The sequence below is a fragment of the Pseudonocardia sp. DR1-2 genome (assembly GCF_023717215.1).
In the GTDB taxonomy this organism is placed as follows: domain Bacteria; phylum Actinomycetota; class Actinomycetes; order Mycobacteriales; family Pseudonocardiaceae; genus Pseudonocardia; species Pseudonocardia alni.
On sequence record NZ_JAMQOF010000011.1, the window covers coordinates 119743 to 142659 of the forward strand.

The following is a 22917-nucleotide window of genomic DNA, read 5'->3' on the forward strand; positions in this document are numbered from 1 at the left end:
CGCTCAGAGACCGAGGGCCGCCCGTACCGCCGGGACGGCGCGGCGCGACACCGGGATCCGTTCGGCACCGGCCCGGTCGGTGCCCACCGTCATGCCGTCCGGTCCGCGGTGCACCGTCCGGACCCGCGCGGTGTTCACGAGGTGCCCGCGGTGCACCCGCAGGAAACCGGCGGGCGCCAGCTCGCGGGCCAGCCGGTCGATCCCGCGGTGCGCGGCCCGCAGCACGCCGAGGTCGGTGACGAGCCAGACGTCGTGGCCGTCGGCGCGGGCGTGCCGGACGTCGTCGCAGGCCAGCAGGTGCAGCCGCCCGCCCCGCCCGACCGCGGCGACCCGGTCCGGCGCGACCCCGCCGGCGGCCGGCGGTGGGGCCGGCAGCACGTCGCCGGTGACCGACCCGGTGCGGTCGGCGACGGCGAGGAAGCCGACCGGGCCCGCGTCGCCGGACACCGGGCGCAGCCGGAACGCCAGCGGCTCCGCACCCCCCGCGGCACCGACGACGACCGTCCCCGACCAGGTGTCGTCCCCGCAGGCCCGGACCAGCGCGGGTGCGACGGCCCGGCCCAGCGCCCGCCCGCCGTCGGAGCGGGGGAGCAGACCCCGCCGGCAGGCCGCGGCGTTCGCCGCGACGACCCGGCCGCCGCCGTCGAGCGCGATCAGCGGCCGCCGTTCGCGCCGGTCCAGGTCGACGAAGGCGCCCGCCAGCACGGCGCTGGAGCGGGCCGCGGCGTCGCACAGCACCCGGAGTGCGGGGCCGGTCGCGAGGAGCAGGTCGTCGGGGCGGACCGGCAGGCTGCGGCCCCGGGTGGAGACGGTCAGCGCCGCCACCGCCGTCCCGAGCACCGGGTCGCACACCGCCGTCGAGACACAGCTGCGGTCGTGCAGCGCCGAGCTCCAGTGCTCCGGCCCCCGCACACAGACCGCACGCGGGTGGGCGAGGGCGGTCCCGGCGCCGTTGGTCCCGGCCCGCGCCTCGGCCCAGACGCTGCCCGTGGCCGCGGCGGACCCGCCCGATCCGCGCGCCGCCCACGAGGCCAGCACCCGGCCGTCGCCGTCGGTGACGGCGGCGACGCACCCGTCGTGCCGGCCGGCGATCCCCGCGGCGACGGCGCCGAGCATCGTGAACACCGAGGCGTGCTCCCGGCGGTAGACCGCGTCGTCCCGGGCGGGGGCGTGCACCGGCGCCAGCGGGTCGAGCCGGTGGAGGTCCCGGCAGCGCAGCCAGGACAGCGCGATCGACAGCGGCACGTCCGCGGGCACCTCGTCGCCCGCCGCGAAGCGTTCCCACGCGTCCCGGGTGCGGGTGAAGGCCGCCGAGCCGTCCCGGTCGGGCATCAGCGCACCCCCGGGACGGTGCCGATGCCCTCCATGGATCGTGTGAAGGGGAGCGGGTCGCCGTCGGCGAAGACGTCGGGCGTGTAGCCGGGGTCGGTCATGACCCCCCAGGTGCGACGGCGCTGCATCGCCAGGTTGCCGGCGTCGTAGAGGGGGAAGACGGCGGCCTCGCGGTAGAGGCGCTCCATCGGGAACCGGCGGTCCAGGGCGTTCACCCCGACCACCCGCATGCAGTCGTTCACCACCTGCGTGACCAGCTCGGTGCAGAACGTCTTCGACATCCCGGCGAGCGCCTGGCCCTGCCCGTCGTGCCGGTCCAGGTAGTGCGCGGCCTTCCAGCACAGGTAGCGGGCCGCCTCGATCCGCGCCGCGACGTCGGCGAGCAGGTTCCCGACCGCCTGGTGCTCGATGACCGGCGCCGAGCCGCCGCCGGTGAAGGTCCGCGCCCACTTGAGCGTGAACTCGAAGGCGGCCCGCGCGACGCCGACCGCGGCGATCCCGGCGATCGGCCCCGACCAGGTGAAGGCCCGGTTGACCAGCAGGTCCCCGTCGCCGTGGGCGAAGACGTTCTCCTCGGGGACGCGGACGCCGCGGAAGGTCATCGTCACGTTCTGGCAGGTCCGGTGGGCCAGCTTGTCGATCACCTCGAACGACAGCCCCGGCGCGCCCCGCTCGACGACGACGGCGCTCAGTGCCGAGGTCCCGCCCGCCGTGCGGTCGGTCCGCACGATGCAGACGGTCAGGTCGGCGCCCTGCAGGTCCCAGCCGCCCGCGTTGCACGGCCAGTGCTTCTCACCGTGCAGGACGTACTCGCCGCGGGCGCGGTCGTGGGTGGCGACGAGCTGGACACCGGCCCGACGGTCGGGGTGGTCGAAGTTCGCGGTCCCACCACGCTCGCTCACCGCCCAGCCGGCCAGGAACCGCCCGGTGGGGTCGCCGGTCGCGCGCCGGATCCACCGGTCGCGCAGCTCGTCGGGGGCGGCCCAGAGCAGCGGCTTCAGCGCCAGGCCGTTGACGAGCAGCGTCGTCGCGAAGCCGGGGTCGACCGCGCACAGCTCCTCGACCGCGACCAGGAAGTCCACCTGGGACAGCCCGCCACCGCCGAGCTCGCGGGGCAGGAACAGTGTGGTCAGCCCGGCGGCGTAGGCGGCCTCGTAGGCCGGGCGGGTCGCCCGGAACGCCTCCTGCGGGTCGGGCAGCGCCTCGGCCCGCTCGACGACCGGGCGCAGCACCTCCCGGGCGAACTCGCGGGCCCGGCGCTTCAGGTCGCGCTGGGAACGGGAGAGCGTGAAGTCGACGGCCATCGGGCACCTCCTGCCGGTCCGGTCACCGGGAGGAGCCGGACCCGTGGCCGCGGAAGCCGGTCCCGGTGAGCTCGAGGGCTCCGCGCAGCCCCAGGTCGTTGTCCGCGATCTGGTCGAGGGTCGCGGCGTCGAGGACGGCGAAGTAGGCGTCCAGCGCCTCGGAGAAGACGTTGCGGGCCCCGCACACCCCCGCGATCCGGCAGTAGCGCGCCGGCCCCAGGCACTCGACGACGGCGAAGTCGCCCTCCATCGCCCGCATCACCGCCCCGACGGTGATCGACGACGGCCGTGCGGCCAGCCGCACACCGCCGCCCCGCCCGCGCGAGGTCGCGACGATCCCGGCGGCGGCGAGCCGCTGGACGACCTTCTCCAGGTGGTGGCGGGAGACGCGGTGGGCGTCGGCGATCTCGCCGACCGAGCCCCGGCCGTCCGGGGCGACCCGGAGGTACATGAGGACACGGAGGGCGTAGTCGGCGTGGCTGGTGTGTTTCACGGGCGCGTGCGCTCCTCGTCGCCGGGGGACCGGAAGCAGTATTCGATCTACCGGTTACAGCTGCGTTTCCCCAGGTGAAGCTCGTGTGGCAGGTACCGGGACGGCGTCGCGAACGGGCCTGTCGAGGCGGGTGAGGGTGTCGCGTGACCGCTGGTGACAGGGCCCGTACCGCTCGTGCCACAGGGCTTCCGTCGGGCGCGGCCGCGGTCCGATCGTCGGCGGCCACCGGGTCGGATCCGAACCGGTACGCCCGGTACCGGTTCCGCCCGGTGCCGTCCCCGATCCCGATGCGAAGGGAAGCGCCATGCCTGTCGACTTCACGTTGTCCGACGAGCAGCGCAAGCTGCAGCACGACGTCCGAGCGTTCTCCGAGAACGTCCTCCAGCCGGTCGTCGCGGCGGCGGACGCCGAGCCCGACCCGCTCGAGGGCTTCCGGATGACCAAGGGTGCCTACGTCGAGGCGTACAAGGCGGGCATCGCCATGTGCATGCTGCCCGCCGAGTACGGCGGCGGCGGGGTCTCCTGCGTCGACCTGGTCATCGCCGCCGAGGAGATCTGCGCGGTCGACCCCGGCTTCGCCTGCACCGTGCTCTGCAACGGCCTCGGGCTGATGCCGATCGCCTGGTACGGCAGCGACGAGCAGAAGGAACGCATCCTGCGGGCGGCCACCTCCGACCCGACCGGCACCTACCTCGGCGGGTGGACGGCGAGCGAGCCGCCGGGCAACCCGGGCGGCACCGCGAACTTCGACATCCCGCTGCCGCGACCGGCCGGCGTCGGCCTGACCGCGGTCCGCGACGGCGACCACTTCGTCGTCAACGGGCGCAAGTACTGGCCGTCGTCGGCCGGGTGGGACGAGACCGGCACGAACGCCGGCACCCTCATCGTCCGGACCGACCCGGAGGCGGGCGGCACCGAGGGGCTGTCCGCGCTGATCCTGGAGGGGGACACCCCCGGTGTGACGTTCCGGCACCTCGACAAGATCGGTCACCGGCTCGCGTCCAACGCCGAGATCGTGTTCACCGATGCCCGGATCCCGGTCGAGAACCTCCTGCCGGGTGCCGAGGGCAACGGCGACCTCGTGATCAACCGGAACTTCGCCTGGTCCGGGCCGGTCGCGGCGATCGCCGCCGTCGGCATGGCACGCACCGCCTACGAGACCGCGCTGGAGTTCGCCCGCAACCACACCGCGGGCGCCCTGAAGCCGATCATCGAGTTCCAGAACGTCGGCTACGTGCTCGGCGACGTCGCCTCGAAGATCGAGATGGCGCGGTACTTCTGCTGGCGTGCCGCGGACTACCTGGACAAGCACGACCAGCACGCCGAGCTGGTCGGCGCGATGAACAAGATCCAGGTGACCGAGCTGATGATCGACTGCGTCTACAAGTGCATGCAGATCGTCGGCGTCAACAGCCTGGAGACCGCGAACGGCTTCGGCAAGCTGCTGCGCGAGGTCGCGGTGCTCCCGATCTACGACGGCGGCAACATGGGCATGCAGCGCCGCCGCGTGCACGGCATCCTCGCCGACCCGCTGTTCAACCCGCGGGCGATCATGGACGACGAGATGGTCGTCTTCGGCAAGCAGCACGAGTCGATCGGCACGATCGCCGGCTGAGGCCCGGCGCCACCGGGGCTCAGCGCAGGGTGACCGTGACCTCGCCGGCCAGCGTCGCCGCGGCCACCGCGGTCGCCTCCGCCTCGGGCAGCGCGACCAGCACCAGCGGTCCCGGGTCCGCCCGCGCCCCGGCGGCCCCGGGGGCGGGTGGCAGCACCGCCACCACCCCGGCCCGGGCGGCCAGCACACGCGCGCCGTCCGGGCCGCCCGCCACCACGTCCACCCGGGAGCCGGGGGACAGCAGCGCGGCCACCGCCGGGTCGGCCGGGCGCAGCGGCACCGCCGAGGCGCCCGGCCCACCGGTGACGACGGCGAGCGCGGACCCGACCAGCCGCAGCTCGCCGATCGGCTCGCCCGCGGTCACCGGTCCGGCGAGCAGCCGCCCGGCCACGGCGTCGGGCACGGTCAGGACACCGGCGGGGGCGAGGGCGGGCGGCCAGGAGGCCACGACGACGTCGGCCGGGCCCAGCGCCGTGCCGGGGGCGAGGTCACGGGCCGCGACCAGTACCGGGACCCGCTCGTCACCCGCGGCGGGGAGCAGCGCCACGACCACGGCCGCGACCGCGAGGGCGCCGGCCAGCACCCGGCGGGCCAGCAACGCCCGTGACCAGGAGGGTCGCCGCAGCAGCCGGTCCCACGGGCGGTCCGCCCGCTGTGTCTGCTCCGCCATGGCCGCCCCTCCGCCGTCGTCGTTCCGACGCTAGGGCGGGACACGGCCGGTGACGGGCCGATCCACCGGCCTGTGGACAACTCGGCCGGTTGTGGACGGATCAGGAAGCGGCGGCCTTCGAGGACGAGGTGCCGGCCGAGCTCGACGAGGAGCTCGACGACGAGGAGTCCGAGCTCGACGACGAGGAGCTCGACGAGGACGAGGAGTCCGAGGACGACGAGCTCGACGAGGAGCTGTCGGACTTCGCCGACTCCGACGAGGACCCGGACCCGCTGCTCACCGAGCCCGAGCGGGAGTCGGTGCGGTAGAAGCCGCTGCCCTTGAACACGATGCCCACCGAGGAGAAGACCTTGCGCAGCTTCCCGCCGCAGTTCGGGCAGGTGCTGAGGGCGTCGTCGGAGAACGACTGCACCGCCTCGAAGCGGTGGTCACACGCGGTGCATGCGTACTGGTAGGTCGGCACAACATCCTCCGGACGAACTGGGGCGGTGCCCGCCCGCGGGCTGGCACTCGGCGAGAGCGAGTGCCAGCATACTCCGAGGCGACGGTCGCTCCGACCCGTCCACACGGTCAGGGCGAGAGATGCACCACCCCGTCCCGGGGGAGGACGACCGCCCCCACCGCGACGTCGTGGTCCTCGGCCGGGACGTCGTCGAGCAGCTCGCCGTCGTGCAGCGGGACGACCAGCACGGCGCCGGGCGCGGCGAGCGCGAGCGTCCGGTCGTAGAAGCCGCCGCCGCGACCCAGGCGTCGCCCGCGCCGGTCGACGGCCAGCGCGGGCACCACCACCAGGCCGGCCGACGCGAGCGCGGCGGGCCCGAGCCGGGGACCGGTCGGCTCGACGACCCCGAGCGGCCCGGGGGCCAGGTCGTCCGGGCCGCGGTAGACCGTCCAGTCCAGCGGGCCCGGCGCGTCCGGGACCACCGGGGCGAGGACCTCGTGACCGGCGGCGACCAGCGCGTCGGGCAGCGACGGCACACCCGGTCCCGCACCGCCGGGTTCGGTGCCGATCGGCAGGTAGCAGGCCACCGGGCCGGGTGTCGCGGTGGCGAGCGCGCACAGGTGCTCCGACAGCGCGGCGGTCGTCGCGGCCCGGTCGGCGACCGGGCGCCCGCGACGTGCCGCCAGCAGCGTGCGCCGCAGCGACCGCTTGGCGTCAGCGGCTCGTCCACCCTGATCAGGCGACGATCCACCCCTGTCGTCCGCGCGAGCCGTCACGGCTCCAGGCTAGAGCTGTGGCTAGGCTCGCCGACCATGAGCGTGCAGACGTCCAGCGGCACCGGGGCCTTCCGCACCGCCGTCGTCCCGGCGGCGGGTCTGGGCACCCGGTTCCTGCCGACGACCAAGGCCGTGCCGAAGGAGCTGCTCCCCGTCGTCGACACGCCCGGGATCGAGCTGGTCGCCGCGGAGGCCGCCGAGGCCGGCGCACAGCGGCTGCTGATCGTGACCTCCCCGGGCAAGGACTCGGTCGCGGCCTACTTCCGCACCGACGACGAGCTGGTGAAGACCCTGGAGGGCCGCGGCAAGGGCGAGCTGGCGGACAAGGTCCGCCGCGCCCCCGGCCTGCTCGAGGTCGACTCGGTGTACCAGTACGAGCCCAAGGGTCTCGGCCACGCCGTCGCCCAGGCCGGCCCGGCACTGGCCGACGACGAGCAGGCCGTCGCCGTCCTGCTGCCCGACGACCTGGTCCTCCCGACCGGGGTCCTCGCCCGCATGGCGCAGGTCCGCGAGGAGCACGGCGGCAGCGTCCTCTGCGCCTTCGACGTACCGCGCGAGCAGATCTCGGCCTACGGCGTCTTCGAGGTCTCCGACACCGGCGACGACGACGTCAAGCAGGTCCACGGGATGGTCGAGAAGCCCGCCCCGGACGAGGCCCCCTCGACCTTCGCCGCGGCTGGTCGCTACCTGCTCGACCGTGCGATCTTCGACGCGCTGGACCGGATCACCCCCGGCGCGGGCGGTGAGCTGCAGCTGACCGACGCCGTCGCTCTGCTGATCTCCGAGGGGCACCCGGTACACGTCGTCGTGCACCGCGGCGGGCGCCACGACCTGGGCAACCCCGCCGGGTACGCGCGGGCCTACGTCGACTTCATGCTGCAGCACCCGGAGTACGGCGAGGACCTGCGGACCTGGCTGAACGAGCGACTGAAGGACTGAGAGTGCGCACGGTCACCGATCACCTGTCCCGCATCCTGGACGTGGCGGTGCGCCCGGCCCCGGTGCGCGTCGCGATCACCGACGCGCAGGGGCTGCGCAGCGCCGAGGAGGTCGTCGCGGCGCGTCCGCTGCCGGTCTTCGACCAGGCCGCGATCGACGGCTACGCGGTGCGCAGCGTCGACGTGGCCGGGGCGACCGACGCCTCCCCGGTCACCGTCCCGGTGGTGGGCGAGATCGCCGCCGGGTCGCGTCAGCCGCTGCGGCTGCAGCCCGGCCAGGCCGTCCGCGTCGCGGCGGGGGCGCCGCTGCCGACCCTCGCCGACGCCGTCGCACCGCTGGGGTGGACCGACGGCGGCACCGCGCGCCTCACGATCCGCCGCGGCGTGCCGTCGGCCGGCTTCGTGCGCCGGGTGGGGGAGGACGTCCAGTCCGGTGACGTCGCCGTCCGCGAGGGCGACGTCGTCGGATCGGCCCAGGTCGCGATGCTCGCCGCGGCGGGCCGGGACAAGCTGCTGGTGCACCCGCGGCCACGGGTCTCGGTCGTCTCGGTCGGCGACGAGCTGGTGGAGGTGAGCCGCTCGGCGTCGTCCGGGCAGGTCGCCGACGTCTGCTCGCACGCCGTGGTCGCCGCCGCCCGCGAGGCGGGCGCGGAGACCAACCGGCCCCGCACCGTCGGCGGCAGCGCCGCGGAGATCCGTGGCGCCGTGGAGGACCTGCTGCCGGCCTCGGAGATCGTCGTGGTCTGCGGCGCGGGCGGTGGGACGACCGCGGCCGAGGCCAAGAGCGGGCTGGCCGACCTCGGTGGCATCGACGACACCCGCGTCGCGATGCACCCCGGTTCCGCGCAGGGCTACGGCCGGCTCGGCCCGGACGCCGTGCCGGTGTTCCTGTTCCCGTCGCACCCGGCGACCGCGCTGGTGCTGTTCGAGGTGTTCGTCCGGCCGCTGATCCGGCTGGCGCTGGGCCAGGAGCCGATGCGGCGCACCTGGACCGCCCGGCTGACCTCCCCGATCGTCTCCCCGGCCGGGCGCCGGTCCTACATCCCGGCGCGGCTGCTGCGCTCCGACGACGGCGGCGAGCTGCTCGCCCAGCCGCTCGGTGTGTCGGGCACCCACCTGCTGGCCGTGCTGTCCGAGGTCAACGCGCTGGCGGTCATCGACGAGGACGTGACCGAGATGACCGTCGGTGAGCACGTCGAGCTGGTTCCCCGCGGGCGGAACTGAGCCGCGTGCCGCCGTCCGCCGTCCCCGAACCGCCCGGCGGTCACCCCGGCTGGCCCGCCGTCCTCGGACCGCTGCGGGTGCGCGGGCACGAGGTGGGGCTGCGTCCGGTGCGGCTGCGCGACGGCGGTGACTGGGCCCGGATCCGGGTGCGCGACGAGCAGTTCCTGCGTCCCTGGGAGCCGACGACCTACGGCGGGTGGTCCCGCCGCAACTCCGGGGTGGAGTGGCCCGGGCGCTGGTGGCTGCTGCGCGGGGCCGCCCGGCGCGGGCTGTCGCTGCCGTTCGCGATCACCGTCGACGGCGCGATGGCCGGCCACGTCATGGTCGGCAACGTCGTGCGGGAGCCGCTGCTGTCGGGCTACGTCGGTTACTGGCTCGACTCGACCCTGGGCGGGCGCGGGATCACCACCGCGGCCGTCGCGCTCGTCCTCGACCACTGTTTCGGCCCGGTGCGGCTGCACCGCGTCGAGGCCACGGTCCGCCCGGAGAACGTGGCCAGCATCGCGGTGCTCGCCCGGCTCGGGCTGCGCCGCGAGGGACTGCTGCAGCGCTACCTCGACGTCGACGGCGCCTGGCGCGACCACTACGCCTACGCGGTGACCGCCGAGGAGGTCCCGCCGGGTGGTTTCGCGGCCCGGCTGGTGCGGGACGGACGCGCCTCGCGTGCCTGACCCTGCGCAGCGTCCACACCTCGTCTGATCACTCACCGGAGTCACACGTGTACCGCACGTCCCTGGTTTCGCACCGTCCGTCCGAGGGACCACGGCGCGTCGCGACCCGGGTGCGGACGTCCGCCCGATTACGGTGATCGGTGGTGGCGCGGATCGGGGCCGTTCCACCGGGTGGACTGCGCCGGTCGGGGGAGGAGGCAGCCGTGCCCAGCTCTCTGATCTTCGTGGGTCTGGTCGTGCTCTGGCTGCTGATCCTCGTTCCGACCGTCGCCCGGCGTCAGCAGGAAGTGGCCCGGCTCAGTCCGGCGCTGCTGTCCGGGCGGGTGCTGGAACGTCCCGCGCGGCATCGACACCCGGAGGTTCTTGTGACACAGCGATCCGGTCCGACCACGGTCGGCGAGCTGGCGGAGGCGCGGGACGACGTCCCCGCTCCCCGTGAGCGCTCCGACGAGGCCGACCAGTACGCCTACGACGACGTCGAGGACACCGAGATCGACGACGAGCGCCGGGTCCGCGGCCCCGGAGACGTCGACCACGACGACCACCTCGTCGGCCACGACGACGACGCCGATCCCGACGAGCGGGTCCGGTCGGACCGGGAGCGCGACCCCCGGCCCGACGACGACCACGAGCCCGCCGGGCCCGTCGACGCCGACGACGAGCACGGGACCGACGCCGAGCGCCTCGACGAGGTCGACGAGGTCGACGAGGTCGACGAGGAGGGCTGGTCCCGCCCGCCGGCCCGCTACCGCCCCGGCCGCGGGGGCTTCGACCCCGAGGCCGCCGCCGCGGCCGCGCACGCCAAGTACGCGTTCCGGCAGCGCGTCGTCCTCGGTCTGCTGGTCCTGCTGCTCGCCGCCGGTGCGGCCGCGCTGCTGGTCTCGACGGTGTTCTGGTGGGTCACCGGTGTCGTCGGTGCGGGCCTGGTCGGCTACCTGACCTACCTGCGCCGCCAGGTCCGCATCGAGGAGGGCATCCGGGCCCGCCGCGCCGCGCGCCTGGCAGGCACCCGGCAGTCCCCGGCCGCCGACGACCCCGAGCTCGACGAGTGGGCCCACCGCGGCCGCGACGCCTCCGCCGAGGAGCGGGCCGACGACGAGATCCGCGCGACCGCGGCCCCTGTCACCGCGGGCGCCGACGAGGACGACGACTGGACCGCCGACGACGGCGAGCCCACCCGGGTCCGCGGTACCGGCGAGCCGCTGGGCGTGCTCCCGGCCCGCGGACGCACCGTCGAGGGGCCCGTCGGGACCGAGCACGAGTCGTCGCTCCCGCGCCTCGCCGCGGCCCCGCCGCCGCCCGTCCCGGACGGGACGTCGCTGGTCGACGTCGACGCCGAGGAGGAGCCCGACGAGTTCGACACCGGTACCCCCCACCGGCGTGCGGTGGGTGAATAGGGGTCTGTTAGGGTTCTTCAGGTCGGCCCGCGAGGGCGGGCCTGAGACACCTGGGGCTGTAGCGCAGTTGGTAGCGCGTCTCGTTCGCATCGAGAAGGTCAGGGGTTCGATTCCCCTCAGCTCCACCACCACACGGCCGGACCCGACGGGTCCGGCCGTTCGTCGTTGCGGGGCCCCGGTCGCTGCGGATGCACAGGGGTATCGCGAGATCCTCTCGTCAATCGTGACGATCTTCGTGGAACGGCGCCCGTCCCGCCTGGATCCGCGTGATCGCGAACCGCATACTCGTCCGGGTGACCGAATCCCCCGACGGTCGTCCCCTCGACTCCCCGGAACTGTTCTGCCGTGACTTCGCCGCGGTGCTCGACGCCCGCGGCGTGTCCGTCCGTGAGGCCGCCGAACGCTCGAACTGGAGCAAGAGCGCGATCGGCAACGCCCGCACGGGACCCCGCCTGCCCCGCGGCGACCTGGTGACGACGGTCCTCGCCGCCGTGGGAGTACCCGCGCCGGAGGTGCGGGAGTGGGCGCGCCGGCACGCGGCGCTGGCCGCGGCCCCCGCAGCGCCCTCGTCGCCCACCACGGCTCCGGCGACGCTCTCGGCGACCGTCTCCGCGGACGTCGCGGCACCGGCGACGAGAGCGCCCGCGGCCCGGGACGCGACGGAGACCCCGCGAACAGGCGGGACGGAACCGACGGGCGCGGCCGCCGGGGGGACGGAACCGACGGGCGCCGAGGACCCGAGGGGGCGTCCGGCGCGGGCGGTGGTCGTCGCCGTCCTGGCCACGGCCCTGGTCGCGGGCGGTGCCGGCTGGCTCGCCGCCCGGGCCCTCGGAGCGCCGGCCGCGGCGTCGGCGGGGCCGGCCGTCGTCACGGTGCAGAACAAGGTCGCGCTCGGCGCGGAGGATCTCGTCGAGGACTCCGGGCCCGCCTACCTGTCGTCACGGGCGATCGCGTTCTGCGGCTCCCGGGGCTGCAAGGAGGACGGCACCGACGTCGTCAGCGGGGCGCTGCTGCCCGCGACCTGCACGGTCGTCGGCGAGCGGATGTGGAACTACAACCTCGACTCGCCCGCCGCGCACAACCCGCACCGGGTCGAGTCCGCGCTCTGGTACCGCGTGACCTGGCCGGACGGGCGCTCCGGCTACCTCTCGGAGGTGTACCTGGATCCGGGGTCCCGTGGCGGGCTCGGACTCCCGGCCTGCGGTTGATATCACCCTCACGGCCTATTGATGAGCCTAACCTAACCTGATGGTCTACGACCGCGCCGGCGAGGGACGCCGCCGTGGAGGTGGCGACGATGGTGCGGGCACGAGTGGTCGGACTGATCGCGACGGCGCTGGCGGTCGTCGTCCTGGCGGGGTGCGGTGGTGCGCCCGCGCCCGCCGCGGCACCCACCGGGGCGACGATCGAGCACCGCTACGGCAGCACGACGGTCCCGGCGCAGGTCGAGCGGGTCGCGACGGTCGGCTGGAACGATCAGGACTTCGTGCTGGGGCTCGGGGTCGTCCCCGTCATGACCCGCTCCTGGTTCGACGCCTACTGGACCTTTCCGTGGGTACGGGCCGTGACGAAGGGCGCCGAGGTCCCGCAGTCCGGCGAGGACGGCATCGACCTGGAGGCCGTCGCCGCGAGCAGGCCGGACGTGATCATCGCGATCTACGAGGACATCGACGAGGACATGTACCGCACGTTGTCCGCGATCGCGCCGACCGTCGTGCAGTCGGCGGCGTACCCGCCGGAGAAGACCCCGTGGGACGTGCAGCTGCTCACCACGGGGAGGGCCATCGGCCGGGAGGACCTCGCCGAGCAGCGCGCCGCCCAGGTCCGGGACCGGATCGCCGCGGTCCGCGCCGCCCACCCGTCGTTCGCCGGGAAGGTGCTCGTCGAGGACTTCGGTCCGGAGAACGGCGGGCACTACCTGATCCCCGCGGGCGACCCGCGGCGCGCGCTGTTCGACGCGCTCGGGTTCGCGACGCAGGAGCACTCCGGCGACGTGAGCGAGGAACGGCTGGACCTGCTCGACCGCGACGTGCTGTTCGTCAACGGCGCGACCGAGCAGCAGATGACGGCGTCGGTGCCGTTCGCCCGCCTCGGCGTCGTCCGCGAGGGCCGCACGCTCTACACGACGTTCTCCGACCCCCTGGGCGGCGCGCTGTCCTACGGCGGCCCGGACGCGCTGCTCCACGCGATCGACCGGCTGGAACCGCAGCTCGCCGCCGCGACGACCCGCTGACCGCTCAGGCGGTGTGGGTCAGGGTCGCGGCGACCCCGGTCGCAGCGACCAGCACCAGCACCTCCACCGCCGCCCACACCAGCACCGGCAGCCGCCCGGCGCGCAGCCGGGCCCGCGTCGCGCCGCCCAGCGCGGCGGCGCAGGCCAGCAGCACGACCTTGGTGAGGACGACCGCGCCGTAGGCCGTCGTGACCAGGTCGGTGGGGGAGGACAGCCGCGCGGTGGCGGCGAGCAGCCCGGTCACCCCCAGCACGACGACGGCGGCGAGCGCGAGCCGGGAGAACCGGGGCACCGCGACGGTGCGCACGTCGGCGTCGCGGGCGGTGACCAGCAGCGCGCCGAGCCCGCCCACCCACAGCAGCGCCGCCGCGACGTGGGCGACGACCGCCGGCACCGCGTACGCCGCGACCGTCGACGCCGCGGTGTGCCCGGTCGCCGCGGGCGCCGCCGCCGCGACGACGACCACCAGCAGCGCCAGCACCGCGGGCCCCGGACCGGCGCCCGGCCGGGCCGGTCGCGACCCGGCGACGCCGACCAGCGCGAGCACCGCGGCCAGCGCCACCACCTGGCCGGTCCCGGCACGCGGACCGGCCAGGAACTGCAGCAGGTCCGGGCCGCGCACGTCGGCGAGCCCGCGCCCGGACACGACCGCGCCCCGGACGAACGTCTCGACCAGCAGCACCCCGAGCCAGAGCGGCGCGACGGTCGTCAGGACCCGGTCGGCGCCGGGAACCCGGTCGGGGGCGAGCAGCGTGACCAGCGCCGCACCCGCCGCGACCACAGCGGCCAGGTCCGCCGCGGCCCGTACGACGGTCTGGGCCAGGTCGAGCGCGACGCCGTCCGGCCCGATGCCACCGCCACCGGTGAGCCCGGCGACGCCGACCGCGGCCCCCACCAGCACCGCGACCCACCCGGCGACCGCGGGCGCGGGCTCGCGGACCGGGTCGCCCAGGACGCCGCCGCCGGGGGAGGTCCCGTCGATGGTCAGGCCCGCGACCGGCGCAGCGCGAACACGGCCCCGGCCCCGATCACGACGACGGCGAGCACCACCCACGGCCAGACCGGGGCGCCGCCGTCGTCGGCCGCGGTGGGGACGGTCCGGGGCGCGGTCTCCGGTGCGGCGGCCGTCGGGGCCCCGGAGGCGGGCGCCGGGGTGGTGGCGGCCGCACCCGGCCCGGGGGAGGTCAGGGTGAACGGCACCGTGCCCGAGACGGGGTGGCCGTCGTCGGAGACCACCCGGTAGGTGACCGTGTAGGCGCCGGCCGCACCGAGCGGGCGCAGCGGCACGGTGAGGGTGTCGCCGTCGCCGGTGGCGGGGCCCGCCGCGTAGTCGGTGCCGCCGGGGCCGGCCACCGAGACGGTGGCGTCGGCGGCCGCGATGTCCTCGGAGAACGTCAGCGACACCGATGTCGGCGCGGTGCCGACCTGCGCGTTCGCGGCGGGGCTGCTGGACTCGAGCTCGGTGTGCGCCCAGGCCGGTGCGGCCCCGGCGACGAGGGCGAGGAGCACGGCGGGGAGGGCGACCGCGAGGCGGCGGAGAACGGGGCTCACGCCGGGTTGGTCGTCGCACCGCCCGCCGGAGTTCCGGGCGTCACCCGGACGGAGCAGATCAGCGCCAGGACGGCAGCCACAGCTCGGCCTGCCAGTGCGCCGCGGTGATCGGGTCGCCGACCAGGATCGGCCACAGCCACACGAAGTTGACCCCGATCAGCGCCACCCACGTCGCGACGACGAGCAGCCCGTTGCGGCGACGGCGCGCGCTCATCCGCGAGTGGCCCAGCATCTGCCCCATCGCCAGCACGACGCCCAGGACCAGGAAGGGCACCACCGGCATCATGTAGAAGAAGTACATCTGCCGGTCGATGTTGAAGAACCACGGGACGAACCCGGCCGCGTAGCCGACGAGCACCGCCGTCCACCGCCAGTCGACCCGGGTCACCGCCCGCCACAGCCCCCAGAGCAGCACCGGGATAGCCGGCCACCACAGCGCCGGGGTGCCGATCAGCATCACCGCGGAGACGCAGTCGGTCTCCCCGCAGCCGGTCGCGTCGTCGGCGTAGCGGTAGAGCATCGGCCGCAGCCCCATCGGCCAGGTCCAGGGCTTGGACTCCCAGGGGTGCGCCCCGGCGGACTGGGTCGTCAGGTTCTCGTGGAAGGCGAGGACCTGGCCGTGGTAGTACCAGAGCGACCGCAGCGCGTCGGGCACCCAGGCGAACGCCCCGCCGGTGCCGATCTCCCGGCCCACCTCGTGGCGGTCGATGCCGGTCTCGCTGCCGAACCACGCCCACCAGGACCCGACGTAGGTCAGCACCGGGATCAGGACGAGCGCCCACAGCGCGGGGGCGACGTCGCGCACCATCGTCCCCACCCACGGCCGGGCGACCCCGGCGCGGCGGCGCACCGAGACGTCCCACAGCACGCACAACAGCCCGAACGCGGCGATGTAGTAGACGCCGTTCCACTTCACCGCACACGCCAGCCCGAGCGAGACGCCCGCGGTCAGCCGCCACCAGCGCACACCCCAGCGCGGGCCCCACACGGTGTCGCCGACCCGCCCCTCGGCGACGACGCGCGCCATCCGGGCGCGGACGTCGTCGCGGTCGGCGAGCAGCGCGGCGAACGCGGCCACCACGAACAGCGCGGAGAAGACGTCGAGCATCCCCATCCGCGACTGCACGTGCGACAGCCCGTCGGCGCACAGCAGCAGCCCGGCGAGCCCGCCCAGCGCCGTGGAGCGGGTCAGGCGCCGTCCGGCCCGGACGACGAGCAGCACGGTGAGCACCCCGGCCAGCGCGGCCGAGACCCGCCAGCCGACGCCGTCGTAGCCGAAGACCATCTGGCCCAGCGCTATCAGCTGTTTCGCCAGCGGCGGGTGGACGATCTTCTCGTAACCGGGGTTGCTCTCCACCCCGCCGTTGCGGACCATGTCCCAGGCCTGCGGGACGTAGTGCTTCTCGTCGAACACGGGGGTGCCGCGGTCGGTGGGCTCGCCCAGGTCGTAGAACCGCAGCAGCGCCGCGACCAGCACCACGCCCGCGGTGACCAGCCAGCCCGTCAGCCGGTCCGAGGGTGGCGGCGCGCCGAGCCGCGCGGCCGGGCCGGGATCGGCGCGGCGCAGCGGTGGCGGGGTGCCCCGCGGGGTCAGACCGGGTTCGGGTGCCGCTCCGGCGACCCGGCTCCCGGCATCGGCGCTCGTGGTGGCCATCGCGTCCGATCGTAGGCTGGCCGACGTGACTCCCGCCCCCGACTCCACGCCCGACACGGCGACGACGACCGGTCGCCTGGTCCTGGCCGCGACCCCGCTGGGCGACCCGCGGGACGCGTCGCCGCGGCTGCGGGAGCTGATCGCCACCGCCGACGTCATCGCCGCCGAGGACACCCGCCGGTTCCGGACCCTCGCCGCGGCGCTGCCGGTCACCTACACCGGCCGCATCGTCAGCCACTACGACGCCGTCGAGGCCGAGCGGCTGCCCGGCCTGCTGTCCGCGGTCCGCGACGGCGCGACCGTGCTGGTCGTGTCCGACGCCGGCATGCCCGCCGTCTCCGACCCGGGCTACCGGCTCGTCGCCGCGGCCGCCGCGGAGGACCTCCCGGTCACCTGCGCGCCCGGCCCGTCCGCGGTGACCACGGCACTGGTCCTGTCCGGGCTGCCGTGCGAGCGGTTCTGCTTCGACGGCTTCCCGCCGCGCCGCTCCGGCGAGCGCCGCCGGTGGCTGGAGACCCTGCGCGACGAGCGCCGCGCCGTGGTGTTCTTCGAGTCGCCGCGGCGGACCGCGGACACCCTCGCCGATGCCGTCGCGGTACTGGGCGAGACCCGGCGTGCCGCGGTGTGCCGGGAGCTGACCAAGACCCACGAGCAGGTCGTGCGCGGCACCCTGGCCGAGCTGCACACCTGGGCCACCTCCGGCGACGTGCTCGGGGAGGTGACCGTGGTGCTGGCCGGCGCCGAGGCCCGGGAGGCGCCGCCGGTCGAGTCGCTGGTCGACGCCGTCCGGGAACGCACCGACGACGGCGAGCGTCTCAAGGACGCCGTCGCCGCCGTCGCCGAGGCCGCGGGCGTGCCGAAGCGGGACCTCTACAACGCGACCCTCGCCGCCCGGGACTGACACCGCACCCCGCGCGCTGTCGCCGCACCCGTCGCGGCGGGTGCGACGGCCCCCGGTGGGGTGCGACGGCGGGCAGGGCGGGGCGAGCGGGCGGTCAGGCCGTCGCGGGGGTGCGCGTCGGGATCGCCCGCATGACGGGCTCGACGTAGCGGGCGGCGATCGGGCCGAGCACCGCCATGATCAGCACGTACGCCGTGGCCAGCGCGGACAGTTCGGCGGGCACGGCGGCGTAGCCGACGGCCAGCCCGGCGATGACGATCGAGAACTCCCCGCGGGCGATCAGCGCGGCCCCGGCGCGGGCCCGGCCCATCCGCCCGATCCGTGCGCGCTTCGCCGCCCACCAGCCCGTCGCGTACTTGGTCGCGGCCGTCGACACGGCGAGCACGAGCGCCCAGCCGAGCACCGGCGGGATGGCCCGCGGGTCGGTCGACAGCCCGAACACCACGAAGAACACCGCGGCGAACAGGTCCCGCAGCGGCTCCAGCAGCTTCGTCGCGTTCTCCGCGGTCGAGCCGGAGATCGCGATGCCCAGCAGGAACGCGCCCACCGCGGCGGACACCTGCATGGCCTGGGCGAACCCGGCGACCAGCAGCGCGGCGCCGAGCACCTTGAGCAGGAACACCTCGCGGTCGTCGGAGTCTACGACGGCCGAGACGTAGCGGCCGTAGCGCAGGGCCACGACCAGCACCACCGAGATCACCGCGAGCGACACCGCGACCGCACTGATCCCTCCCCACAGCGTCACCCCGAGCAGCAGCGCCGTGAGGATCGGCAGGTAGAGCGCCATCACCAGGTCCTCGAAGACCAGCACCGACAGCACCACCGGCGTCTCCCGGTTGCCGAGCCGGCCCAGGTCCGACAGCACCTTCGCGACGATCCCGGAGGAGGAGATGTAGGTGACCCCGCCCAGCACCATCGCCCCGACCGCGCCCCAGCCCAGGACCAGCGCGACGGCGACGCCGGGCGCGGCGTTGAGCACGATGTCCACGATCCCGGCCGTCCAGGACCGGCGCAGCCCCGTGACCAGCTCGACCGCGGAGTACTCGAGCCCGAGCAGCAGGAGCAGCAGGACGACGCCGACCTCGCCGGCCAGCGAGGTGAAGTCGCCGATGTCGCCCAGCGGGATGACGCCGCCCGCCCCGAACGCGAGGCCGCCGAGCAGGTAGAGCGGGATGGGGGACAGGCCGATCCGTTGGGCGAGCCTGCCGAGCAGGCCGAGCCCGAAGAAGACGGCGCCGAGTTCGAGCAGTTCGAGTGCGGTGTGGTCCACGGCTACCGGGGCGGCCTCAGCCGCGCGCGAGGATGTCGGCGGCCTGCTCCAGCTTCTCGGCCGTCCCGACGGCGATCACGATGTCCCCGGCCGCCAGCACGTGGTCCGGCGTCGGCGACGGGATCACCTGGCCCGCGCGCATGATCGCGACCACCGACACCTGGGTGCGGGTGCGCAGCGCGGTGTCGCCGAGCGGGCGGCCGTCGAACGGGCTGTTGAGCTTGATCGGCATCTTGCGGGTGGTGATGCCCGGGAGGTCCGCGTGCTCGTCCTTCAGCTGGTTGACCAGCTGCGGGGCGCCGAGCAGGTTCGCCAGGGCGCCCGCCTCCTCGGTGGTCAGCGGCAGCTCCGCGACGCAGGCGTCCGGGTCGTCGGCACGGGAGAGGATCAGGTCGATCTTCCCGTCGCGGTGCGCGATGACCCCGACCCGGCGGCCGCTGCGCAGCTCGATCTCCTTCCGCACCCCGATCCCGGGCAGCGGCGTCACGTCGACGTTCACCCCTGCAACGGTACGCCGCGCACACCGGCCGTCGGAAACACGCTCGTGACCGGCGCCGCCGAATGACCGGGCCCGCCCGGGGGTAGCCGAGGATCATGCCTTCGGACCTGCCCCCGCACGTGATCGTGCTGTTCGGCGCCACCGGCGACCTGGCGAAACGCAAGCTCTTCCCGGGTCTGCTCCACCTGCAGAACGAGGGGCTGCTCCCCGAGGACTTCCGGGTCATCGGGTCCGGCCGGCACTCGCCCGGCTCCGACGACGAGTTCCGCGACCGCATCCGCGGCGCCCTGTCCGACGACACCGGCTGGGACGACTTCGCGGCGCGGCTGAGCTTCGTCGTCTCCGACGCCGACGACGGCGCCGACCTCGCCGACGCGGTGCGGCGCGCGGAGAAGGACCTCGGCTCCGACGACGTGCGCCGGCTCGTCTACCTCTCCGTGCCGCCGACCGCGATGACCCCGATGGTCGCGATGCTGGGGGAGACCGGCATCGCCGAGCGCTCCCGGCTGGTGCTGGAGAAGCCGTTCGGCACCGACCTGGAGTCCGCGAAGGAGCTGAACGCGGGCCTGAAGGACGTCTACGACGAGGCCGACATCTTCCGCATCGACCACTTCCTCGGCAAGGAGTCGGTGCAGAACATCCTCGCCCTGCGCTTCGCCAACGGTCTGTTCGAGCCGGTGTGGAACCGCCAGAACATCCGCTACGTGCAGATCGACGTCCCCGAGGAGATCGGGATCGAGGGCCGGGCGTCGTTCATGGAGTCCACCGGCACGTTCCGCGACATGATCTCCACGCACCTGTTCCAGATCCTCGGGTTCGTCGCGCTGGAGCCGCCGCACGAGATCGCGCCGGACGCGCTGCACGCGGAGAAGGCGAAGGTGTTCGGATCGATCCGGCCGCTCGACCCGTCGCGGGTGGTGTTCGGCCAGTACGCCTCCTACCGCGACGAGGAGGGCGTCGCCGACGACTCAGAGTCCGAGACGTTCGTCGCGCTGGAGACCTACGTCGACAACTGGCGCTGGTTCGGCGTCCCGTTCTTCCTGCGCACCGGCAAGGCGATGGGCGCGACCCGGCGCACCGTGACGATCGGCTTCGACGAGCCGGCGCTGACCATGTTCCCGGGCGGGTCGTTCACGGGCGACGCCCACGACGGGCCGCCCACCGAGCTCGTGATCGAGCTGGCCGACCAGGTGTCGGCCGAGCTCGACGTCCGGGCGAAGGTCCCCGGCCCGGAGCTGAAGGTCGGCCGCGGCCGGATGCGGCTGGACCTCGACAGCGTCGGTGACCCCGACGACGCCCTGGAGGCCTACGAGCGGCTGCTCCTCGACGTCATGAAGGGGGACCGCACGCTGTTCACCACCACCGAGGAGGTCGAGCGGCTCTGGGAGCTGTGCGACCCGGTCCTCGCCGACCCGCCGCGGACGCAGACCTACTCCGACGGGTCCTGGGGCCCGCAGGACGCACTCGACCTGCCCGGCCCGCGCGGCTGGCGGGTGCCGGAGTGAGCCCCTCGCGCAGCGAGCGCTACCTCCCGATCGCCGAGCACGGGATCATCGGCGACCTGCGCTCCGCGGCGCTCGTCGGCACCGACGGCACCGTCGACTGGTTCTGCCCGGGCCGGTTCGACGCGCCCAGCGTCTTCGCCTCGCTGCTCGACGCCGACCGCGGCGGCCACTGGAGGCTCGCGCCGTGCGTCGACGAGACCCAGCTCGCCAGCCAGCAACAGTTCTACTACCCCGACTCCAACATCCTCATCACCCGCTTCCTCACCGCCGACGGCATCGTCGAGGTGCAGGACCTCATGGTGGTGCTGCGCCCGCACGACCCCGACCACCGCCAGCGGCTCGTCCGCCGGGTGACCGGGGTCCGCGGGTCGGTGCCGATGACCGTCGAGGTGGTCCCGCGACCCGACTACGCCCGGGAGACCCCAAAGGTCGAGAGCGCGGGCGCCGGCATCCGGTTCACCGGCAGCGGCGTCACCCTGGACCTGACGTCGTCGGTGGAGCTGGAGATCACCGACCACGCCGCGGGCGCGGAGTTCCGCACCGCCGAGGGCCGCACCGAGGTGTTCGTGCTGGAGGTGGACGCGACCGGGGAGCCCACCCCCTGCGACGACGCCGCGGAGGCCCTGTTCACCGGGACCGTCTCGTTCTGGAAGGACTGGCTGGCGCACTCGTCGTACACGGGGCGGTGGCGCGAGCGCGTCCACCGCTCCGCGCTCACCCTCAAACTGCTCACCCACGAGCCGACCGGCGCGGTGATCGCGTCGCCGACGATGGGGCTGCCCGAGCAGCTGGGCGGCGAGCGGAACTGGGACTACCGCTACGTCTGGATGCGCGACGCCGCGTTCACCCTCTACGCGCTGCTGCGGCTCGGGTTCACCGAGGAGGCGGGCGCGTTCATCGGCTGGCTGTCGGGCCGGTTCGGGAGCACCCGCGACGGGGACCAGGGTCCGCTGCGCGTGATGTACACGATCGACGGCGACGAGACCCCCGACGAGGTCGAGCTCGACCACCTCGACGGCTACCGCGGCTCGCGCCCGGTGCTGGCCGGCAACGGCGCCGCGGACCAGCTGCAGCTCGACATCTACGGCGAGATCATCGACTCGGTCTACCTGTACGACAAGTACGGCGACGGCGTCGGCCACGAGGACTGGACGAACCTCTGCACGATCCTCGACTGGCTGCGCGAGCACTGGGACTCCCCGGACGAGGGCATCTGGGAGACCCGTGCGGGCCGCCAGGACCACGTGTTCTCCCGGCTCATGTGCTGGGTCGCGGTCGAGCGGATGATCCGGATGGCGCGCCGGCGCGGCCTACCCGGCGACGTCGGGGCCTGGACCACCACCCGCGACGAGATCTACCACCAGATCATGGACCGCGGCTGGGACCCCGACGTGGGGCCGCGCGGGTCGTTCGTGCAGCGCTACGGCGCGACCACGCTGGACGCCTCGGTGCTGCTCATGCCGATGGTGAAGTTCTGCGCGCCCACCGAGCCGCGGTTCCTGGCGACCCTGGACGCGATCAACGACGACCTCGTCGTCGACACCCTGGTGTTCCGCTACGACGTCGAGGACTCGCCGGACGGTCTCGACGGCGAGGAGGGCACGTTCTCGATGTGCTCGTTCTGGAACGTCGAGGCGATGACCAGGGCCGGCCGCCTGGAACAGGCCCGGATCGCGCTGGAGAAGATGTTCTCCTACGGCAACCACCTGGGCCTCTACGCCGAGGAGATCGGCCTGACCGGGGAGCAGCTGGGGAACTTCCCGCAGGCGTTCACGCACCTGTCGCTGATCAGCTCCGCGATCAACCTGGACCGGGCGCTGGGGTGAGGCCGTTCAGCGGGTGAACAGGCAGGACTCGTAGAGCCGGACCCCGTGGCGCAGGGCCTGCTCGCGGGTCACGGGGCTCTCCGGGTCCAGCCAGGCCAGCACGATCTCGCCCATCCCGCCGAGGCAGAAGTGCCCGGCGACGCGCAGGTCGTCGGGCTCGATCCGGGTGTCGGCGGCGCCGCTGACCATCAGCTCGGCGAAGCCGCGGTTGGCGCTGCGGCGGCGCGCGAGCAGCGCAGGACAGCCGACCGCGTCGACCAGCGCCACGACCCGGCGCGGGTCGCGGTCGACGTCGTCGAACCACGCGGTGAGGGCGGCCCTGATCTGGGCGGCCGGGTTCGGGGCCGCCGACTGCACCGCGGCCATCGTGGCGGCGGCGCGCTCGTCGACGACGTGGTCGAACACCGCACACCCGAGCTCCACGCCCGAGGCGAACTCCGCCGCGGCGGAGGCGGGCAGCCCGGCCCGTTCCGCGGCCGAGGAGGGGTCGATGGCGGGCCACCCGCCGTCCACCCACTGCTGCAGGGCCGCGTCGAGGAGTGCCTCGCGGTCCCGTTCACCCCGGTCCATGGGCGCCACTATGACACCAGCAGGGGGAACGACACCCGTCTCCGCG

Annotated in this window: 22 protein-coding genes and 1 tRNA gene; 11 read left to right on the top strand and 12 right to left on the bottom strand. The window is 74.7% G+C overall.

Features of this window, described 5'->3' with window-relative positions; all coding sequences use genetic code 11:
- Positions 1-3: 3 nt before the first annotated feature.
- The 3 genes from ND486_RS26295 to ND486_RS26305 are packed head-to-tail and all read right to left on the bottom strand — an operon-like array spanning position 4 to position 3129.
- A complete protein-coding gene (locus tag ND486_RS26295; protein WP_251787044.1) occupies positions 4-1332 on the bottom strand; it encodes a DNA-binding protein in 1329 nt (442 codons plus the stop codon).
- Positions 1332-2636, bottom strand: a complete 1305-nt coding sequence (locus ND486_RS26300) for an acyl-CoA dehydrogenase family protein (protein WP_251787045.1) — start codon at positions 2634-2636, stop codon at positions 1332-1334. Before ND486_RS26300 ends, ND486_RS26295 begins: the two co-directional genes overlap by 1 nt.
- A gap of 22 nt (positions 2637-2658) precedes the next feature.
- Positions 2659-3129: an Rrf2 family transcriptional regulator gene (locus ND486_RS26305; protein ID WP_208823182.1), complete on the bottom strand. Its 471-nt coding sequence runs from the start codon at positions 3127-3129 to the stop codon at positions 2659-2661.
- Positions 3130-3433: 304 nt separating this feature from the next.
- Here ND486_RS26305 and ND486_RS26310 point away from each other — a divergent pair, with 304 nt between their 5' ends.
- Complete coding sequence (locus ND486_RS26310) at positions 3434-4744, top strand: acyl-CoA dehydrogenase family protein (RefSeq protein WP_251787046.1); 1311 nt, start codon at positions 3434-3436, stop codon at positions 4742-4744.
- 19 nt (positions 4745-4763) lie between these two features.
- Here ND486_RS26310 and ND486_RS26315 read toward each other — a convergent pair whose 3' ends face one another.
- The 3 genes from ND486_RS26315 to ND486_RS26325 form a co-directional block, all read right to left on the bottom strand.
- Entirely contained in the window at positions 4764-5414 is a 651-nt protein-coding gene (locus ND486_RS26315) for an SAF domain-containing protein (protein WP_251787047.1), read from the bottom strand.
- A 100-nt stretch (positions 5415-5514) separates the two neighbouring features.
- Positions 5515-5877 (bottom strand): FmdB family zinc ribbon protein, encoded by a 363-nt coding sequence (locus ND486_RS26320; RefSeq protein WP_251787048.1) that lies wholly within the window; start codon positions 5875-5877, stop codon positions 5515-5517.
- Between the two features lie 107 nt (positions 5878-5984).
- Positions 5985-6632 carry a 5-formyltetrahydrofolate cyclo-ligase gene (locus ND486_RS26325; RefSeq protein ID WP_251787049.1) on the bottom strand — a complete coding sequence of 216 codons (648 nt, stop codon included), beginning with the start codon at positions 6630-6632 and terminating at the stop codon, positions 5985-5987.
- A 36-nt stretch (positions 6633-6668) separates the two neighbouring features.
- Between ND486_RS26325 and ND486_RS26330 the strand changes: the two genes are divergently transcribed.
- The 7 genes from ND486_RS26330 (at position 6669) to ND486_RS26360 (ending at position 13095) form a co-directional block, all read left to right on the top strand.
- Positions 6669-7571: a UTP--glucose-1-phosphate uridylyltransferase gene (locus tag ND486_RS26330; RefSeq protein ID WP_251787050.1), complete on the top strand. Its 903-nt coding sequence runs from the start codon at positions 6669-6671 to the stop codon at positions 7569-7571.
- 2 nt (positions 7572-7573) lie between these two features.
- On the top strand, positions 7574-8794 hold the full coding sequence (gene glp, locus ND486_RS26335; protein ID WP_100879581.1) for a gephyrin-like molybdotransferase Glp: 1221 nt from the start codon (positions 7574-7576) through the stop codon (positions 8792-8794).
- Between the two features lie 5 nt (positions 8795-8799).
- Entirely contained in the window at positions 8800-9465 is a 666-nt protein-coding gene (locus tag ND486_RS26340) for a GNAT family N-acetyltransferase (protein WP_062400178.1), read from the top strand.
- A 203-nt stretch (positions 9466-9668) separates the two neighbouring features.
- Positions 9669-10862: a gephyrin-like molybdotransferase receptor GlpR gene (gene glpR / locus ND486_RS26345; protein ID WP_251787051.1), complete on the top strand. Its 1194-nt coding sequence runs from the start codon at positions 9669-9671 to the stop codon at positions 10860-10862.
- 52 nt (positions 10863-10914) lie between these two features.
- Positions 10915-10990: transfer RNA gene (locus tag ND486_RS26350), tRNA-Ala, on the top strand.
- Between the two features lie 165 nt (positions 10991-11155).
- Positions 11156-12070 carry a hypothetical protein gene (locus ND486_RS26355; protein ID WP_251787052.1) on the top strand — a complete coding sequence of 305 codons (915 nt, stop codon included), beginning with the start codon at positions 11156-11158 and terminating at the stop codon, positions 12068-12070.
- A gap of 89 nt (positions 12071-12159) precedes the next feature.
- Positions 12160-13095: an ABC transporter substrate-binding protein gene (locus tag ND486_RS26360; protein WP_251787053.1), complete on the top strand. Its 936-nt coding sequence runs from the start codon at positions 12160-12162 to the stop codon at positions 13093-13095.
- 4 nt (positions 13096-13099) lie between these two features.
- On the opposite strand, the gene ND486_RS26365 is transcribed toward ND486_RS26360, so the two are convergent.
- From ND486_RS26365 to ND486_RS26375, 3 genes are all read right to left on the bottom strand, one after another.
- Positions 13100-13996, bottom strand: a complete 897-nt coding sequence (locus tag ND486_RS26365; RefSeq protein ID WP_251787054.1) for a CopD family protein — start codon at positions 13994-13996, stop codon at positions 13100-13102.
- Positions 13997-14079: 83 nt separating this feature from the next.
- Positions 14080-14646 (bottom strand): copper resistance CopC family protein, encoded by a 567-nt coding sequence (locus tag ND486_RS26370; protein WP_251787055.1) that lies wholly within the window; start codon positions 14644-14646, stop codon positions 14080-14082.
- 58 nt (positions 14647-14704) lie between these two features.
- Positions 14705-16300 (bottom strand): dolichyl-phosphate-mannose--protein mannosyltransferase, encoded by a 1596-nt coding sequence (locus ND486_RS26375; protein WP_083474529.1) that lies wholly within the window; start codon positions 16298-16300, stop codon positions 14705-14707.
- Between the two features lie 25 nt (positions 16301-16325).
- Between ND486_RS26375 and rsmI the strand changes: the two genes are divergently transcribed.
- Positions 16326-17201: a 16S rRNA (cytidine(1402)-2'-O)-methyltransferase gene (gene rsmI / locus ND486_RS26380; RefSeq protein ID WP_251787056.1), complete on the top strand. Its 876-nt coding sequence runs from the start codon at positions 16326-16328 to the stop codon at positions 17199-17201.
- A gap of 94 nt (positions 17202-17295) precedes the next feature.
- Here the strand turns inward: rsmI and ND486_RS26385 are convergent, their stop codons facing one another.
- Both ND486_RS26385 and ND486_RS26390 read right to left on the bottom strand, forming a co-directional pair.
- The gene (locus ND486_RS26385) at positions 17296-18471 is read right to left on the bottom strand and encodes a cation:proton antiporter (RefSeq protein WP_251787057.1); all 1176 of its coding nucleotides are present in this window, start codon (positions 18469-18471) and stop codon (positions 17296-17298) included.
- A 16-nt stretch (positions 18472-18487) separates the two neighbouring features.
- On the bottom strand, positions 18488-18970 hold the full coding sequence (locus ND486_RS26390; protein WP_073577611.1) for a cation:proton antiporter regulatory subunit: 483 nt from the start codon (positions 18968-18970) through the stop codon (positions 18488-18490).
- A 95-nt stretch (positions 18971-19065) separates the two neighbouring features.
- Between ND486_RS26390 and zwf the strand changes: the two genes are divergently transcribed.
- Together zwf and ND486_RS26400 are read left to right on the top strand one after the other, a co-directional pair.
- Positions 19066-20475, top strand: a complete 1410-nt coding sequence (gene zwf, locus ND486_RS26395; protein WP_251787058.1) for a glucose-6-phosphate dehydrogenase — start codon at positions 19066-19068, stop codon at positions 20473-20475.
- Complete coding sequence (locus ND486_RS26400; protein WP_251787059.1) at positions 20472-22301, top strand: glycoside hydrolase family 15 protein; 1830 nt, start codon at positions 20472-20474, stop codon at positions 22299-22301. The genes zwf and ND486_RS26400 overlap by 4 nt, the downstream gene beginning before the upstream one ends.
- Positions 22302-22307: 6 nt before the next feature.
- Here ND486_RS26400 and ND486_RS26405 read toward each other — a convergent pair whose 3' ends face one another.
- Positions 22308-22871: a TetR/AcrR family transcriptional regulator gene (locus ND486_RS26405; RefSeq protein WP_251787060.1), complete on the bottom strand. Its 564-nt coding sequence runs from the start codon at positions 22869-22871 to the stop codon at positions 22308-22310.
- Between the last annotated feature and the right edge of the window lie 46 nt (positions 22872-22917).